This window comes from Streptomyces sp. MMG1121, assembly GCF_001280015.1.
GTDB lineage: Bacteria > Actinomycetota > Actinomycetes > Streptomycetales > Streptomycetaceae > Streptomyces.
On sequence record NZ_LGDV01000230.1, the window covers coordinates 16,448 to 30,963 of the forward strand.

Below are 14,516 nucleotides of genomic sequence, written 5' to 3' on the forward strand. Positions count from 1 at the left end.
CACCAGTCACAAGACCTCCGGGCCAGTCCCACCGCGGAGCGGGGGCCGAGGGACTGCGCCAAGCAGGTGACCGCCCGCCATTGACGGCCGCAAGGGCGAGTGTGTGAGGAAGAGCTCTCCGTAGACGGGCCGGTAGCAGCCGGGGCACAGGCGGCAGTCCTCGAGTTCGTCCGCTGGAGGCGCGTCCGGTCCGAGCAGGGGCACGATCCGCAGGAGGTTCTCCCTCGCTTCGGCCCACAGCCCCATCAGACGTTCCGCGCTCCGCTCGAAGACGACGTCGCCGTCCGGGCCCTCACTGGTGCGGACCCGGGCCAGCGTGCCGACGCCTTCCTCGGGGTGATCGGGCATGAACGCCAGGACGGTCCTGTGCCCAGGCCCCTCCGTTACGCCCAAGACGTGGCCGCGCCCAGCAGCGAGGGCCGTCCCCACCTCGTGCAGCCCTGGCCGTCGTCGTCGTTGCGCAGACGCAGCGGCCACGAGGCCGGGATGCCGTCGATCTCGGCAGGGGAGGAGGTGATCAGGACGCCGTTGCCGGACTGGCGGACGTCCAGGTGCTGCATCCCCCCGGTGGAGTGGAACGCGGTGCCGAACCACTCCTTCGCCGGTTGCCCGCTCTCGCCCCGTGGGCGGCGCGGCTTGTGCTGCTTGTGAGTCCCATGCTGTGCCTCGCAGACGTGACCCCGTGCGCGGGCCGATCGGTCCGCTGAACCCGCAACCGGCAGCCCACCAGTCCCAGCACGCCACGGGTCCGTCGGCCACCCGTCCGGCCCCCCGGCTGTCGCTTTCGGCGCGCTGCTGACCGTACGAGGGACAGATCCGGCTTCGGTCTTGACCGAGGGCGCCGATACGCGGGACGGTCGGCGCAACTAAGCGCAACCGACTCGACACGTGAGAGCGCCATGACGTTACGGTTCGTCGGGATCGACCCGAACACGGGAGGCGGTGGATCGCCGACGGTGTGGGTGGAGGAAGAGAGTGCCGACCTGGTCCTCCAGGGCGCGGAAGCCGAGGCGTTGTTGAAGGCGATGGTCGGCGGGACCCAGTGGGTGCCCGGCCATGCGGCGGGCATCCCGCCGCACGAGACGGTGATCCGTATCCCGGTCCGGATGGCGGCGATTCTGAGGGAGGCGTGTGATGTCGCAGAGCAGCGTGCCGGACTTCGCTGAGCTGCTGAGGGGCGCTCAGCACAGCGCGGTGCATCTGGAGATGCGCGACCGCTACAGCGTCGGCGATGAGGCCGAAGAGATCGAGCTGTTCGCCCGGACCGGTCAGATCGAGCTGGACCCCACGGCCCGCTGGTGGCCCGAGTGGCTCGGCCTGGTGAAGGAGACCCTGGCCCGGGGCGTGGTGATGCGCCGCGCCCGGATCGTCTCGGAGCCGGTCACCGACTACATCCGATGGGAGCACGCGGTGACCGCGCTGAACGTGGACGCCGGCGAACTGGTCCGCTGGCTGCCCCGTCGCAACGCCTCGGACATCGCCCTGCCCGGCAACGACTTCTGGCTGATCGACGGGCGCCTGGTGATGTTCCACTTCTTCAGCGGCGACGGAGACTGGGTCGCGCCGGGCTCGGAGACCACCGAGGACCCGGCCGCGGTGAGTCTGTGCGCGTCGGCGTTCGAGACGGTCTGGGAGCGCGGCATCCCGCACGAGAAGTACACCGTCTAGGCCCCGCAGCAGCACATGACCGCCTCCCCCTCATCCAGCGCCCAAGGAGCCCGTGAGGCGCTCGCCGTGCGGTTGCAGCGCCTGCGCAAGGACGTCGGCCTCACCGGGAAGGAGCTCTCCGCCCGGTGCGGCTGGCACCCTGCGAAGACCACCCGCATCCAGAAGGGCGACGCCCCGCCCTCGGACACGGACATCCGTACCTGGTGTTCGGCGTGCGGCGCCGACGACCAGGCCGACGACCTCATCGCCACCGCCCGCGCCGTCGACTCCATGTATCTGGAGTGGCGCCGCCTGCACCGCACCGGCATGCGCAAGGTCCAGGAGGACTTCTACGCCCTGTACGAGCGCACCCGGGTCTGCCGGGCGTACCTCTCCAACGTTCCGCCCGGCTTCCTGCAGACGCCCGCCTTCGCCACCGCTCTCATGGAGCAGATCACCAACTTCCAGGGCACGCCCAACGATGTGTCCGAAGCAGTCGCCGCCCGCGTCGCCCGCTCCCGGTTCCTCTACGAGGGAGGCCGGCTCTTCGTCGTCCTCATCGAGGAGTCCGTCCTACGCTTCCGTACCGCCGACCCCGACGCCATGCGCGGGCAGCTGCGCCGCCTCCTGGCCGTGATGCCGCTCGCCTCGGTCTCGCTGGGGATCATCCCGTTCACCGCGCAGCGCACCGTGTGGCCGCTGGAAGCGTTCTACCTCCACGACGACTTCCAGGCCGTGGTGGAAACCCTGACGGCGGAGATCAACGTGACGCAGCCCCGCGAACTCGCCGACTACGCGAAGGCTTTCACCGGCCTCGCGGAGATGGCCGTGTACGGCGACGAGGCCCGCGCGCTGATCCAGGCTGCGATCGACGCCCTGGAGTGATCCTCCGCAATTCCGCGCAATTGTGTTGAAGGCTGTCTCCCACGCTGCGTAGCGTCGACGTTACCGACGGACCACCAGCCGGAGAGGCGGGGCCGCATGCGTGCACACACCGACACCCCGGCCCCGGAGGGCCGCGGCCTCCAGCCGCCCGCCTACGGCGTTCCCTCCCCGGCCCTGCTGGCCCGCGCGGACCGTGGCTTCGCCCGGTTCCTCGGTCGGCACGGCGAGGACCAGGACGACCGGGCCGACGGCGGCGAGGACACCCAGCGGTGACCGACGGCCACCCGCGCGACGACGCCCCAGCAGCGAGGCCCGCCATGCACACCAGCAGCCACACGGTCCTGTACGACCCCACCGGCCTGATCGAGGCGGAGCTCCCGCTCGACCGCGAACCCTACGAGGGCCTCGTCAAGGCCGTCCTCGCGTGGACCGGCAAGGACACGCTCGCGACACGCGACTACGAGCAGATCGGCCTCCAGCTGACCGGCCACGCCCGCGCCGTCGCCGCCGACGTCTCGGTGAACACCTGCAGCCAGTACTTGGCGCCCTCGCCGCCGTCGCCGGCCCAGATACCGAGGATGTCCCGCTCGCCCTCCACCGTCACCGCCATGACCAGGTAGATCGGCCGGTTGACGACCTGCTGGTCGCGGATCTTCACGTTGATGGCGTCCACGAACAGGACCGGGTAGACGCGGTCCAGCGGGCGGCTCTGCCAGGCGGCCATGCCATCCATGACCTGGTCGGTGATGGTGGAGAGGGTCTGCTTGGACATCTCGGCCCCGTAGACCTCGGCCAGGTGGGCGGATATCTCGCCGTGCGTGAGGCCCTTCGCGGACAGCGACAGCACCGTCTCGTCGACTCCGGTCAGCCGCCGCTGCCGCTTCTTGACGATCTGTGGCTCGAACGTGCCCGAGGTGTCACGCGGGACCTTGACCTCGACCGGCCCGACGTCGGTCAGCACGGTCTTGGCCCGGCTTCCGTTGCGGGAGTTGCCGCTGCCACGGCCGACCACATCGTGCTTCTCATAGCCCAGGTGATCGGTGATCTCACCTTCCAGGGCCGATTCCAGAACGCGCTTGGTCAGCTGCTGCAGCAGCCCGCCCTGCCCGGTCAGCTGCAGCCCCTCCGACCGGGCCCGCTCCACCAGCATCGAAACCAGCTGCTCATCGGACACGGGCGCAGGCTGTCCCAACTGGGCACTCTCGTCAGGCTCAACGGTCTCCAACCCCACGGCGGTATAAGTCACTTGACGTCCCTCTCATGATCGTCGGATCCGCCGTTAGATTTACACTCCCCATGCTCATCTTGAACGGCACAAACACTCGGTCTGGCCGACGGATCTGGCGGCACGGTCCCGGCGTATGCCGCCCAGCGGATTCGGCGGCAACGAGCCGGGCTGTGGGGCCGCCTTCTATGGTGACCGAAACCGAACAAGCCTGCGTGCACCTTGGGTGTTGGCTGTGCTTCCATGAGGCCGACGCGACGGGGGATGCGCAGGATGACCGAATGCCCCTGTCGGTTCGACCAACACACGGGGTACAACTTGAGATTACGCAGATTGCTGTCAACCGGTGCCGTCGTGCTGGGGCTGCTCAGTGGTCCCTTGACCACCGCACAAGCAACCACCGGTTCCGCTGCAGATTCACCCACGGCCATCACACCGAAAGCATCCGCAGCACAGGCTAAAGCGGTCTGTGACGCCCAGCTGAAAGCCGCGCGCGATGCTGGCGCCACCAAGCCGGTCGCGTGCGCATCTTGGGCAGCAAAGCTGTCCGCTGCTGACCGCGCGGCGCTCACCAGGTGGCCAACGCCGAGTTGGTGCGAAGACCACATCGACTCCGCGTGGTACGTGACGCGGTTCAATGCTTGCGGGGTTTTTCCAGGCGACCTGACCGTACATGACACCCGGACCGGTAAGGTCGTCGGGCGCATGCACTACCTCGGTGTTGGCTACGCCTTCAGCGCTTACGACGAGAAGTCGTGGGCCTACCAGATTGAGATCGTGCAGGTCAACGCCTCAGGCCTGGCCGTTGGCAGCAGCGCCAACGGCCGCGGCACCTGTGACGGCAAGTGCAAGGTGAGCAGCAGCAAGTTCCCTTCACAGCTTGTGACCAAGGAGAAGGAAGCCATCGGCCAGTTCTTCTTCGACACCACCATCAGGGCAACGCCCAAGGGAGACCAGGGCTGGGGCCAGGGGACAGCCACCTGGGTGTTCACCAACCCGGCGTGGGTGGGCCCTTCGACCGACTTCACGCTCCACGCAACTCCTGTTCGATGCGACAACGCACTGCCTGGCACGTCCAAAATCGGGTGCGTCATGCCGTACATCCCTGAGATGGTCTACGCGAAAAACGGTGAATTCCCGGAACTCGCCAAGCACATCGAATACGCGCAGAACACGCTGAAGCTTCCCGGCAAGCACGGCACCACCAAGTACCTGACGCGGCTCACGAATGCCACGAAAATCCGCAAGAACCGTGATAAGTCATGCCCGTCGAGTCGCCCGAGGCCGCAGGGCAAGCAGTGCGACGAGTATCCCTTCGCTTCCACCTGGCAGGGTGCATCTACCGGTGGCGGGAAGTTCAGCTGGCGCATGATCAACGCCAAGCAGAACCGGGAGGGCGGCCAGGCCCTCGGCAACTTCTATCTCTACAACCGCATCATAGAGAAGGATCAGTTCCTCGTCTGGATCAAGTGATCAGCCAGCCAACCACCGTCAGGACGCAACGTGAGCGGTCAGCCCGAACAGGTGCACGGCCCTGTGCCTGTGCAGTACCACCAGTTCCGCATCAGCGACGAAGCTGGCCCTGCCGGGCCCGACCTGCCCAGCAACAGCAATGGCCTGGTGGCAGTCCAGGACGGCGTGGTCGCCGTTCTCACCGGGATTCACACCGGCGATGTCGACGTCACCGTCGCCCTCCACTCCGAAGCCCCCGGACCCGGTGACGGGGCCTGGGAGGAGATCGTGGAGGTCTCGCTGCACTCAGCCGCGGGCGACCTGGTGATCCGCGGACTCATGTCCGACCTCGAAGAGGAACTCCCGACGCTCTCTTTCAACGGGCCGGGCGTCTACCGACTACGGATCCACGCCCGTGGCCGCGACAGCGCTATCGATGACGCACCAGATGAGATCACCGAGTGGTACCTCATCCAGGTCTGGGCCGCCCCGTTCGGGGACGTTGCAGTACTCAGACAGACGGACGCATACGGATTGTCAGTCCGCGCCGAGTAGAACTCGGCCGGCGTGTGGCCCGCAGGCGAACACCACGTCGGCGGGCCACGTTCCGCTCCAGAGTGACTGTCACACGCAGTCGCGCCTGAACGGAGAGTGACGAGAAGGGGCATCGGTGGCTATGCCGCTACAGCCTCCGGACGGATGCTTTCGCTCGCCGGCTCAAGGAACCTGTTTCATCCTGTCCCGGCCGGGTGAAATGGGCGGGCTCGTCTACGCCCGAAGGCGTGAACTTCGCTCGGTCCGGCGGAGGTTGAGCTGCTTCAAGCAGGCTCTACTGGTTCTGGCACACCTGCGGAAGAACGAGACGTTGGCGCAGGTCGGTGCCGGGTTCGGAGTTTGCGAGGCCACCGCGTGGCGGTATCTGCACGAGACCGTCGAGGTCCTCGCCTCGTGGGAGCCGGGACTGCACGAGGCCCTCGTCGGTCTGGGCGAAGGCGACTTCGTCATCCTCGACGGCACGCTCATCCCCACCGACCGCATCAAGGCGGACGAGCCGTACTACTCGCAGAAACACAAGAAGCACGGTATGAACGTCCAGGTCATCGCACGTCCCGACGGCACACCGCTGTGGTTTTCACGGGCAACGCCGGGCCGAACCCACGACCTGACCGCAGCCCGCGCCCACGGCATCGTCCAGGCCTGCCTCACCCGCCAGATCCTCGTCTTGGCCGACCGCGCCTACCAGGGCGTCGGCGCCACTGTCCGCACCCCGTACTACGGCCTCCGCGACCTGCCCGAGCGCTACCAGGAGTACAACCGCGACCACGCCGGCCTACGCGCTCCCGGCGAACGCGCCTTCGCCCGCCTCAAGTCCTGGCGACTGCTACGGCGAGCGCGCTGCTCAACCAACCGCATCGGCAGGACTGTGGCAGCCGTGCACACCCTCTTGACCTGCCAATACTCAGGATGAAAGAGGGTCAAGGACAGTGTTATTCACCGGCCGGGGCCCCCGACGCTGGTGCGGGGGAGCTATCGGGTCGCGACGGTCCGTGGTCGGCCTCGGGGACGAGAGTTCCAGGATTTGCTGTCCGGAGTTTCGGCCACACCGCCTCCGTGATGGTGCCGGTATCGGTGTCGGTGTCGGTGTCGGTGAGGATGTGCGCCGTGCCACTACGACCAGGCGCTGAGGGTCCCGGAACGGGTCCACCAGCTCCTGCAGGACCGCCAGCGCAAGACCCTCGCCTTGTTCGAGACCCGGAACAACCGGCCACCCACCGTCGAGGAACGGGCCCAGATGGCGCTGTTCCCGACGAACCAGCGCAACCGCAACGGACGCACGCCGCTGTCCTATAACTGGTTCCACAAGGGCTTCAAACCGTGGATCGACGAACTCGACATCGGCCGGTGGGTCCCTCACCAGGCCCGGCACAGTCTGGCCACCAGCCTGCTGCGGGCCGGGGCGAGCCTGACCCACGTCCGCCGCTACCTCGGCCACGTCTCCGCGCGGATGGCCGAGCAATACATCCACCTGACCCAGTCCGACCTGGAGGACGTCCTCCAGCACGTCTGGGTCACCGGCCCCGGCACCGCCAACCCCGGCGAACTCCTCACCGAGCCGACGACCCCGCTCACCCGCGAGCAGGCCCAGTCCCTCGCGATCGACCTGTCCCGCCGCAGCACACCTGCCGAGGGCGGGTTCTGCACCTTCCAGCCCGTCGTCGACGGCGGCGCCTGCCCCTGGAACCTCGACTGCCACAACTGCGACAAGTTCGTCCTGTCCGGCGCCGACCTCCTCTACTGGCGGCGCAAACGCGAGCAGTGGCGGCTGCTGGCCGAGGGCGCCCCCGACGACTACCTCCACCGCTACTTCGAGCCGACCGCCCGCGCCATCGACGGCCCGGAGAAGGCCCTGGCCGGCCTCGGCCTTCTCGACGACGCCCTCGCCCTGGATCTGCGCAAACCCCAGGACTACTTCCACCGCGTGTGGTCCACGGCGTTCCGCGCCGCCGACCTCGCTCACGCGGGCGGCGCAGAGCCAGACGAGTACAGCGATACGTGCACAGCCGAGGACACCGACCCCGAACAGGACGTCGCATGAACAGCGTCCCCGAACCCCGCACTGCCGCTGCTCTGGCGGCCCGACGCAGCAAGACCGAAACGGCCCTCCTACGGGTCCGTGAGTCCATCGCCCGGCTCCAACGGGAGAAGGCCCAGGTCAGCGTCGCCGCTGTCGCCCGGCGGGCGAACGTCTCACGCACCTTCCTCTATGCCAACCCCGAGGCCCGGGCCGCCATCGCCATGGCGATGACCGAGGCAGGTGATCGCCGGACCCGGATGCTCGTCGAACAGGACGACGAGCGCGAGGCGACCTGGCGCGAGCGCGCGCTGAACGCCGAGGACGCGCTCAAGGCCGCCCAGGCCGAGATCCTCGCCCAGCGCACCCGAATCGGTGAACTCCTCGGCCAGATCAGGGACTTGCAAGCCGAGTGGACCGAAGAGGCCGTCCAGCGGATCACCACGGAGAACACCACCCTCAAGCAAAGGGTCCGCCAGCTGACCGCCGACAACCGCACCCTCGACGAGCGGTTCAAAGCCGCCCGATCCAACCTCCGCTTCCAGGACCGACGGGTCGCCGACCTCGAAGCCCGCCTCACCGGGCCGGAACCACCAGCCTGATCACATCCCGCCGGCATCTCATGGCCCGTCCACCGTCCCGGTGGACGGGCCATCCCACTGATTCCGGAAGTGAGTGTTTGGCCCCACCTGCGGCCTTTCGGCGGGAGGCCAGATGTGCTCCTGCCGCCCTCGCCGACGGCGGGGCAGACATCCTTCAACTGGCCAAAGTGCCTTGGTGAAAGTACAGGCGCCAGCCCGTCTCCGTCAGGCGCCACAAGGAGCTCCGCCATGCCCGGCGCCCCTGATTGTCGGCGAAGTACGTCAGGTGAACGATCCCCGGAGCCAGGACGGTCGCGGACATCTTGCTGACCTTGACCGGCGACTCCGAGGACACTGTTCCCCCACTCGTCACCGTGAGGATCGACTCCACGTCCCACCAGCGACCAGACGCTCCGATCTCGGTGAACTCCGGATCCAGAAGCTCCAAAACGAGGGCTGGAGAAGCACGCACCTCAGGATCCAGAAGCCGCAACTCCCCATCAATGGCCGCTTGCACTGCCCGCTCACTCTCGTCCGTCATGCACGGACCCTACGAACACCCGGCCCCCGGACACAGCGAATATCTGGCCCGGAGTGATCAACAACAGTCCGGGGTCGAGGTCCGCAGGGTCGAGTTACAGCGAGGACCCCATCCCATCGTCACGAACATGTAGTCTATGAATCGCCGCAGTTCAGAGCCAGTTCACGAGCTCCTGCGGTCGGTAAAGTGCGCAACTACCATCGCCCCCACGGCGGCCTCGGCGGCCAGACACCCTACGAACGCCTCAAGCAGAAGACCACGACTCAGGCGTAATCGATCTTCGTCAGTGGCACATCCCCCAACCACCGCGCCTTCGTGGCCGCCGAGGACGACACCACGCCCTGAGCTGGTCGAACTCGCGCCGACGACGCCAAGCGGTCGCCCGCCGCTGTCACTATCTGCGGCGCTGTCGCACGTTCGAGGCGCGGCCTGCCGAAGGCCACCCCTGACCACTCCGCGGCCTGCCGTGGCCGTCGGCGGCGGCCGTCGGGCTGGGCCTGCTCGACGCGCTGGGCCTGTACGACGTCGTGCGCGAGCGGCTCCAGGCGGGCGGGCAACTCCACCCCACGCAGCACCAGGACGTGACCGACGCCCTGCTGGCCGGCCGACGCGAGCCGCTGTGGGAGCCGGGCGGCAAGCGGGAGAAGAAGGTGCAGGTGTTCCCCGACCAGTTCGCCACCTGGTTCGGGATGGAACTGGCGACCGGCGGGCGCGCGGCAGGGCTGTTGTTCCCCCGGATCGAGCCCTCCGCCGTCCCGGCCGTGGTCGACGGCGACCGGGCCCTCGACGAGGACGACTTCATGAGCGGCGCCACCGAGGACCGCTACCCGGACCACTTCGGCCTCGCCCCCGGCATCAACGGCGGCGGCGACCTCGCCCGTGCCGCCGTCGCCGACCGGCTCGCCGCGCTCCCGCACCATCAGGTCGTCCTTGGCCACGACGTCCAGGCCAACGCGGACTTCCTCGCCAAGCTCGTCGGCCACCTCGTCATCGCCTGACAGGCTGAGCCGTACGGCAACATGGGGCACCCCTGCGAGCCGGGGGGTGCCCCTCTGCGTGAGGAAACCACGATGATCATCGCTGAGACCGTCCTGACGCCGGAGACCGGCGAGTACGGCTACCTCCTCGCACTCGGAGAGGACTACGAATGGCCGCCCGAGTGGCCGTACGGCTGGCGGTGCGGGCCTATCGGGAGCGACACGGCGCACATCCTCACCGACACCGATACCGGCCCCGTCACCATCACCGTCCAGATGCACGATGAGCCGCCCCCACTCGAGACCGGCCCAGCCTGGGGGCCTGCGGAAGAGATGAGCCTGCACGCCAGTGAGGACACCCCCGTCATCTACATCCTCGGCAGCGGCGACTTCGAAGAAGCCGAACCCGAAGACGGCCCGCTCCAGCTGCCTGCCGACCACATGCCCGTGTGGATCCGGATGCGCCTGTACTGCCACACCACAGACCCCGAGCCCGGCATCGGCGACCGCGGCGAACGCCACCTGATCCAACTCTGGGCCGCCCCCCAGCAGCCGCCGGTACACCCGGAACTGACCGAGTCCGACCTCACCCAGCGCCGCGCCTACAAGGAGGAATTCGACCAGAGCGCCGTCACCTGGCAGCAGTAGCGCGGCCCCGACCACGCTGCCGCGAGCCCCGACCATCAGCACTTCCTGGACCGCGAGTGCGGTTTCGTCATTGGCGGCCGGTATCTCCACCTCGGCAGTCGGGTGGTGCTGGCCGGGCCGCTTGGCCGTGGCGGCGTTCGGCCTCCTGTCGTTCCACCTGTGCGATCTTCTCCCGGACCCGGTCGAGGGTGTAGGTGAGCCCATCTCGTACTGGAGGGCCGGCCGACCACTGATCGCGGCTGCTGTGGCAGCGGGTGTCTGTGTCGCAGTACAGGTGTGGGGACTCAGACACCCGCGGCCGGCGGGAGGGTCAGGTGGCTGTGGCGGCTCCGCCTTGTCGGATGCGGTCGAGCAGGCGGTGGTGGTAGGCGGCGAGGCCGCTGTCCGGGACGGGGGCGGGGCTGCCGGTGAGGGTGTACCACTCGTCGGCGCCGGTGTACTGGACGCTGACGTGGGCGGTGCGCCTGTCACGGCCGAGGGTGGTGCGGAGGGTGAGGTCGCCGGTGATGACGCCGACGTCGGCGGTCATGACGCCGCCGGGTCCGGCTGTGACGTCGTCCTGGTACGAGGCGGTGTCCGGGGTGGGGGTCATGCGTCGCAGGTGTCCAGCATCTCGTCGAGCTTGTTCTTCTCCGGCTCGGTGATGTTCAGGCGGTACACGTACTTCACGTGGGTCCAGGCGCGGGCGTAGGTGCACCAGTAGGAGCGCAGTGGCGGGGCCCACTGGTCGGGGGACTGGTCGCCCTTTTGCCGGTTGCTGGAGGCGGAGACGGCCACCAGTTGCGGGTCGGTCAGGTCGTTTGCGAACTTGCGGCGCATGGCGGTGTCCCATTCGTCGGCTCCGGAGCGCCATCCGTTGGCGAGGGGGACGACGTGGTCGATGTCGAGCTGGCCGGATGCGGTGAAGGTCTTGCCGTCGTAGGGGCTGGTCCAGGTGCCGGCCACGGCGCGGCACTGTTCGTCCTGGACGACGTCCTTGCCGTCCCGCTTCAGGACGACTTCGCGGGTGTCGCAGGTGCCGTACTGGATGATCCAGTGCGGGAACTTCGACCGTGAGTAGCCGGTCATCGGGTGCGGGGCGGCGACGTTCAGCTCGCCGAGTTCCTTGCGGACGGTCTCGGCGGGCGGCGGCTCGGGAAGGTCCCGGCGGGCCGTGGTGGGGTCTGCCGCGTGGTGGGCGGGCCCGGGGGTGGCGGCGGCGGGAGCAGCGATGGCGGGGGCGAGCAGTGCCGTGGCGGCTGCGGTGATCAGGGCGAGCTTCGCGTGGATCGGGCGCATGCGTTCATCTCTCCTGGCCAGTAGGGGAGTTGGAGACCTATGAGAGATAGCGGGCGTCAGGCTCCCGGTGTCGGCACGGCCGGGCGGTATCACTCGAATGGCAGGCGGCAATTCACCGGAGAAACGAACCGGCACGGGTGGTCGCGGGGGCTGTGCCGGGGTGTTGCCGGGGGTGCAGGCGAAGAGCGTGAACCCGGTGGGGGCTGTCGAGTCGGCCCGAGGGGGGAGGACGGAGCATCGGCCGTCGTGCCGGGGGCCGGGTACTTGCCTGTCCGGCGGAGCTGTTGTTACTCACTTTCGGGTGAATGCCGTCATGGTGCCGGGGTGGCGGGTGCTGGCGAATGGTTGCCTGAGGCCCGTATTTCTGCGGGGTGTGTGCCCAACGGGCCGTCAATCTGGTGCATTCAACGCATAAATGGTTATTACATCTGAGAGTTACGGGAACTTGTTGGATCAGTAATACTCTTCGCGATTCCCTCACGGTGTGGAGGAGCGGCGTGGAGGGTGTGGGTGTGCGGCCGACCGGCCGCCATCCGCACAACGCACCCCGCCCAGGCCCGCGGCGTTACGACGTCGCGGCGGGCCGGGGTGTGGGCACTCTTGTGGAGGGGGACTTCGTGTCCGTTTCTTCTTCCGTCCGTCGTATGACCGCCGTCGGCGCGATCGCCGCCGCCGTTGTCGGCGCGGTCGCGCTGCCGGCCGCGGCCGCCCAGCAGCCGGCCCACCTGGCCCGGGCGTCGGTCTACATCAGCAAGGTCCAGTACGACTCCCCGGGACGGGACGACCGTTCGAACCGCTCGCTGAACGCCGAGTGGGTGGACGTCACCAACAGCACCCGCAAGGCCGTGAACCTCGACCGCTGGACCCTGCGGGACGACTCCGGGCACACCTACACCTTCCGCCACTTCAGCCTCGCTCCCCGCGCAACCGTCCGTGTGCACACCGGCATCGGCCGGAACACCCGCTCGGACCTCTACCAGGACCAGCGGAACTACGTGTGGAACAACAACGGTGACACCGCGACCCTGCGCACCGACCGCGGCCGCGTCGACGACGCGGTCTCCTGGGGCCGCGACCGCGGCCACCGTCACTGACCCGGACGCCGGCGGGTAGGTGACGCCTGCCGGTGAAGGGACGCTGTACTGGCGGGCCATTCCTGGTGCGAGGGTGGCCCGCCCCTTCGCGTGAACATGTCCGCCCGGGGGGCGCGGCTCGGTGTGTCGGTGCGAGCACAGCGGTCACCACGATCCGGAGAGAGGACCGACCGATGAGGCTGGCTCCGCGCGGGCGGTACGCCTCGTTTGTCCGGGTGGCGGTGACCGAGCGGTGAACGGGACGTGGGGGAGCCGTTCGCATTCGGTCGACGCGCGTAGCGCACCGTGTATCGGTTGCGGTTTCCTCATACAGCCATCTCCAACCCCCCACACATTTTGGAGAGTTCATGCGCCGCGCCTTCTTCGGCCTGCCCGCTGCCGGCCTGCTCGTGACCGTCGTGAGTGCGGGTCCGGCTCTCGCGGATCCTCCCGCGCCGCCGCCGGTGTCCACCGCTCGCAGCGAGCTGGCCGCCCTGACCGTTGCGACTCCGCATTCCATGAACGGTTACGCCCGGGACAAGTTCGACATCTGGGCTGCCCAGCCGGACGGGTGCACGACCCGGCAGGAGGTGCTGGCCAGGGACGGCAAGAACGTCAAGGACAAGCCGGGCAGCTGCCAGCCCGCCTCGGGCTCCTGGTCCTCGGTGTACGACAACACCACGGTCACCGACGTCGCCAAGGCCACTATCGACCACATGGTCCCGCTCGCCATGGCCTGGCGCTCCGGCGCCGACACCTGGACCGCGGACCAGCGCAAGGCCTTCGGCAACGACCTCAAAGACCCCCAGCTGCTCATCGCGTCGGAGTCCGCGAACTCCTCGAAGGGTGACAGCGGTCCGGACGGCTGGAAGCCCACCAATCACGCGTTCTGGTGCACGTACGCCGAGGACTACACGCACGTGAAGTCGGTCTTCAAGCTGACCACGACCGCGGCGGAGAAATCGGCGCTGTCCTCGATGCTGGACACCTGCACGAACTGACCCCCCTCCACCGCACCGCGTACGGGCCGCTCGCTGCAGGAGGAAGCCTGTGGCGAGTGGCCCGTACGTGTCATTCGCTGGTGTGAGGTGGTGCGCGTCTGTGCGCCCGGACCCGGGCGGGTAGGGCGGTGCAGGGGTGGGGCAGCATCATCTCGGCTGTTGCTCGTCGGTGAGGGGATGTCATGGGTTTGCTTGATCGCGCTGTCCCGTTGGTGGTGCTGTCCTGTCTTGCTCTGGCGGGGTGTTCGTCTTCCGGGGCGCATTCCGACGGGGGTGGGGCTGGGAAGAACGGGGCGTCAGCCACAGGGCCGTCGGGTTCGGCGGGTGCTGCGGGTTCGGTGGGGACGATTCCGGTGGGTGCGGGGCCGCAGACGACGTACACGGTGCAGCAGCAGCCTCCCGCGGGCAGCTGCCACTACCGCATGGAGAAGGGCGAGCCCCTCGAGGACCTGAGGTGCAACCCGGGTGCGGTCTCGCCGGCGGTGACGCAGGCGAATCTGGCGTCGACGATCTGCCGCAAGGGCGGCTACACCAAGGACATCCGGCCGCCGGAGGCGGTCACCGGCAAGGAGAAGCGGCTGAACGCCGCCTCCTACGGCTACAAGGGCCGCCTCGGGGACGCCGAGTACGACCATC

At 68.3% G+C, this 14,516-nt stretch carries 16 protein-coding genes and 4 pseudogenes; 15 read left to right on the forward strand and 5 right to left on the reverse strand.

The annotated features are described in order from the left end of the window. Positions 1 to 383: 383 nt before the first annotated feature. A complete protein-coding gene (locus tag ADK64_RS47885; RefSeq protein ID WP_234384836.1) occupies positions 384 to 560 on the reverse strand; it encodes a hypothetical protein in 177 nt (58 codons plus the stop codon). Between the two features lie 339 nt (positions 561 to 899). Here ADK64_RS47885 and ADK64_RS35385 point away from each other — a divergent pair, with 339 nt between their 5' ends. From ADK64_RS35385 to ADK64_RS47890, 5 genes and pseudogenes are all read left to right on the forward strand, one after another. Next, a complete protein-coding gene (locus ADK64_RS35385; protein ID WP_053666046.1) occupies positions 900 to 1,166 on the forward strand; it encodes a hypothetical protein in 267 nt (88 codons plus the stop codon). After that, the gene (locus tag ADK64_RS35390) at positions 1,135 to 1,668 is read left to right on the forward strand and encodes a DUF6879 family protein (protein ID WP_053666048.1); all 534 of its coding nucleotides are present in this window, start codon (positions 1,135 to 1,137) and stop codon (positions 1,666 to 1,668) included. The genes ADK64_RS35385 and ADK64_RS35390 overlap by 32 nt, the downstream gene beginning before the upstream one ends. A 15-nt stretch (positions 1,669 to 1,683) precedes the next feature. Further along, the gene (locus ADK64_RS35395) at positions 1,684 to 2,532 is read left to right on the forward strand and encodes a helix-turn-helix domain-containing protein (RefSeq protein ID WP_053666049.1); all 849 of its coding nucleotides are present in this window, start codon (positions 1,684 to 1,686) and stop codon (positions 2,530 to 2,532) included. Positions 2,533 to 2,628: 96 nt separating this feature from the next. Beyond that, positions 2,629 to 2,805, forward strand: a complete 177-nt coding sequence (locus ADK64_RS46805; protein ID WP_199829796.1) for a hypothetical protein — start codon at positions 2,629 to 2,631, stop codon at positions 2,803 to 2,805. A 44-nt stretch (positions 2,806 to 2,849) separates the two neighbouring features. Beyond that, a pseudogene (locus tag ADK64_RS47890) lies at positions 2,850 to 3,047 on the forward strand (restriction endonuclease); the annotation flags it as partial. Here the strand turns inward: ADK64_RS47890 and ADK64_RS35400 are convergent. Next, a pseudogene (locus ADK64_RS35400) lies at positions 3,047 to 3,682 on the reverse strand (IS256 family transposase); the annotation flags it as partial. The pseudogenes ADK64_RS47890 and ADK64_RS35400 overlap by 1 nt on opposite strands. A 453-nt stretch (positions 3,683 to 4,135) precedes the next feature. On the opposite strand from ADK64_RS35400, the gene ADK64_RS43980 reads away from it, so the two are divergent. The 5 genes from ADK64_RS43980 (at position 4,136) to ADK64_RS35425 (ending at position 8,383) form a co-directional block, all read left to right on the forward strand. Then, positions 4,136 to 5,230, forward strand: coding sequence for a NucA/NucB deoxyribonuclease domain-containing protein (locus ADK64_RS43980; protein ID WP_159046408.1), 1,095 nt, complete (start codon positions 4,136 to 4,138; stop codon positions 5,228 to 5,230). 30 nt (positions 5,231 to 5,260) lie between these two features. Beyond that, entirely contained in the window at positions 5,261 to 5,764 is a 504-nt protein-coding gene (locus tag ADK64_RS35410; protein WP_159046409.1) for a hypothetical protein, read from the forward strand. 199 nt (positions 5,765 to 5,963) lie between these two features. After that, positions 5,964 to 6,677: an IS5/IS1182 family transposase gene (locus ADK64_RS35415; protein ID WP_053666055.1), complete on the forward strand. Its 714-nt coding sequence runs from the start codon at positions 5,964 to 5,966 to the stop codon at positions 6,675 to 6,677. A 273-nt stretch (positions 6,678 to 6,950) separates the two neighbouring features. Further along, on the forward strand, positions 6,951 to 7,805 hold the full coding sequence (locus tag ADK64_RS43985) for a site-specific integrase (RefSeq protein WP_078993028.1): 855 nt from the start codon (positions 6,951 to 6,953) through the stop codon (positions 7,803 to 7,805). Then, on the forward strand, positions 7,802 to 8,383 hold the full coding sequence (locus tag ADK64_RS35425; RefSeq protein ID WP_053666057.1) for a DUF6262 family protein: 582 nt from the start codon (positions 7,802 to 7,804) through the stop codon (positions 8,381 to 8,383). The genes ADK64_RS43985 and ADK64_RS35425 overlap by 4 nt, the downstream gene beginning before the upstream one ends. Positions 8,384 to 8,537: 154 nt before the next feature. Here ADK64_RS35425 and ADK64_RS35430 read toward each other — a convergent pair whose 3' ends face one another. Next, complete coding sequence (locus tag ADK64_RS35430) at positions 8,538 to 8,903, reverse strand: DUF4440 domain-containing protein (protein WP_053666059.1); 366 nt, start codon at positions 8,901 to 8,903, stop codon at positions 8,538 to 8,540. Positions 8,904 to 9,355: 452 nt separating this feature from the next. On the opposite strand from ADK64_RS35430, the pseudogene ADK64_RS35440 reads away from it, so the two are divergent. Then, positions 9,356 to 9,901 (forward strand): annotated as a pseudogene (locus ADK64_RS35440) (hypothetical protein); the annotation flags it as partial. 72 nt (positions 9,902 to 9,973) lie between these two features. Then, positions 9,974 to 10,528 (forward strand): hypothetical protein, encoded by a 555-nt coding sequence (locus ADK64_RS35445; protein ID WP_063789998.1) that lies wholly within the window; start codon positions 9,974 to 9,976, stop codon positions 10,526 to 10,528. A 310-nt stretch (positions 10,529 to 10,838) separates the two neighbouring features. Here the strand turns inward: ADK64_RS35445 and ADK64_RS35450 are convergent, their stop codons facing one another. Beyond that, entirely contained in the window at positions 10,839 to 11,120 is a 282-nt protein-coding gene (locus tag ADK64_RS35450) for a hypothetical protein (RefSeq protein ID WP_053666063.1), read from the reverse strand. Further along, positions 11,117 to 11,806, reverse strand: a complete 690-nt coding sequence (locus ADK64_RS35455; protein ID WP_078993029.1) for a GmrSD restriction endonuclease domain-containing protein — start codon at positions 11,804 to 11,806, stop codon at positions 11,117 to 11,119. The genes ADK64_RS35450 and ADK64_RS35455 overlap by 4 nt, the downstream gene beginning before the upstream one ends. 617 nt (positions 11,807 to 12,423) lie before the next feature. On the opposite strand from ADK64_RS35455, the gene ADK64_RS35460 reads away from it, so the two are divergent. The 3 genes and pseudogenes from ADK64_RS35460 to ADK64_RS35470 form a co-directional block, all read left to right on the forward strand. After that, the gene (locus ADK64_RS35460) at positions 12,424 to 12,900 is read left to right on the forward strand and encodes a lamin tail domain-containing protein (RefSeq protein WP_107093181.1); all 477 of its coding nucleotides are present in this window, start codon (positions 12,424 to 12,426) and stop codon (positions 12,898 to 12,900) included. A gap of 347 nt (positions 12,901 to 13,247) precedes the next feature. Beyond that, positions 13,248 to 13,880, forward strand: coding sequence for an HNH endonuclease family protein (locus tag ADK64_RS35465; protein ID WP_053666067.1), 633 nt, complete (start codon positions 13,248 to 13,250; stop codon positions 13,878 to 13,880). 338 nt (positions 13,881 to 14,218) lie between these two features. After that, a pseudogene (locus tag ADK64_RS35470) lies at positions 14,219 to 14,516 on the forward strand (hypothetical protein); the annotation flags it as partial.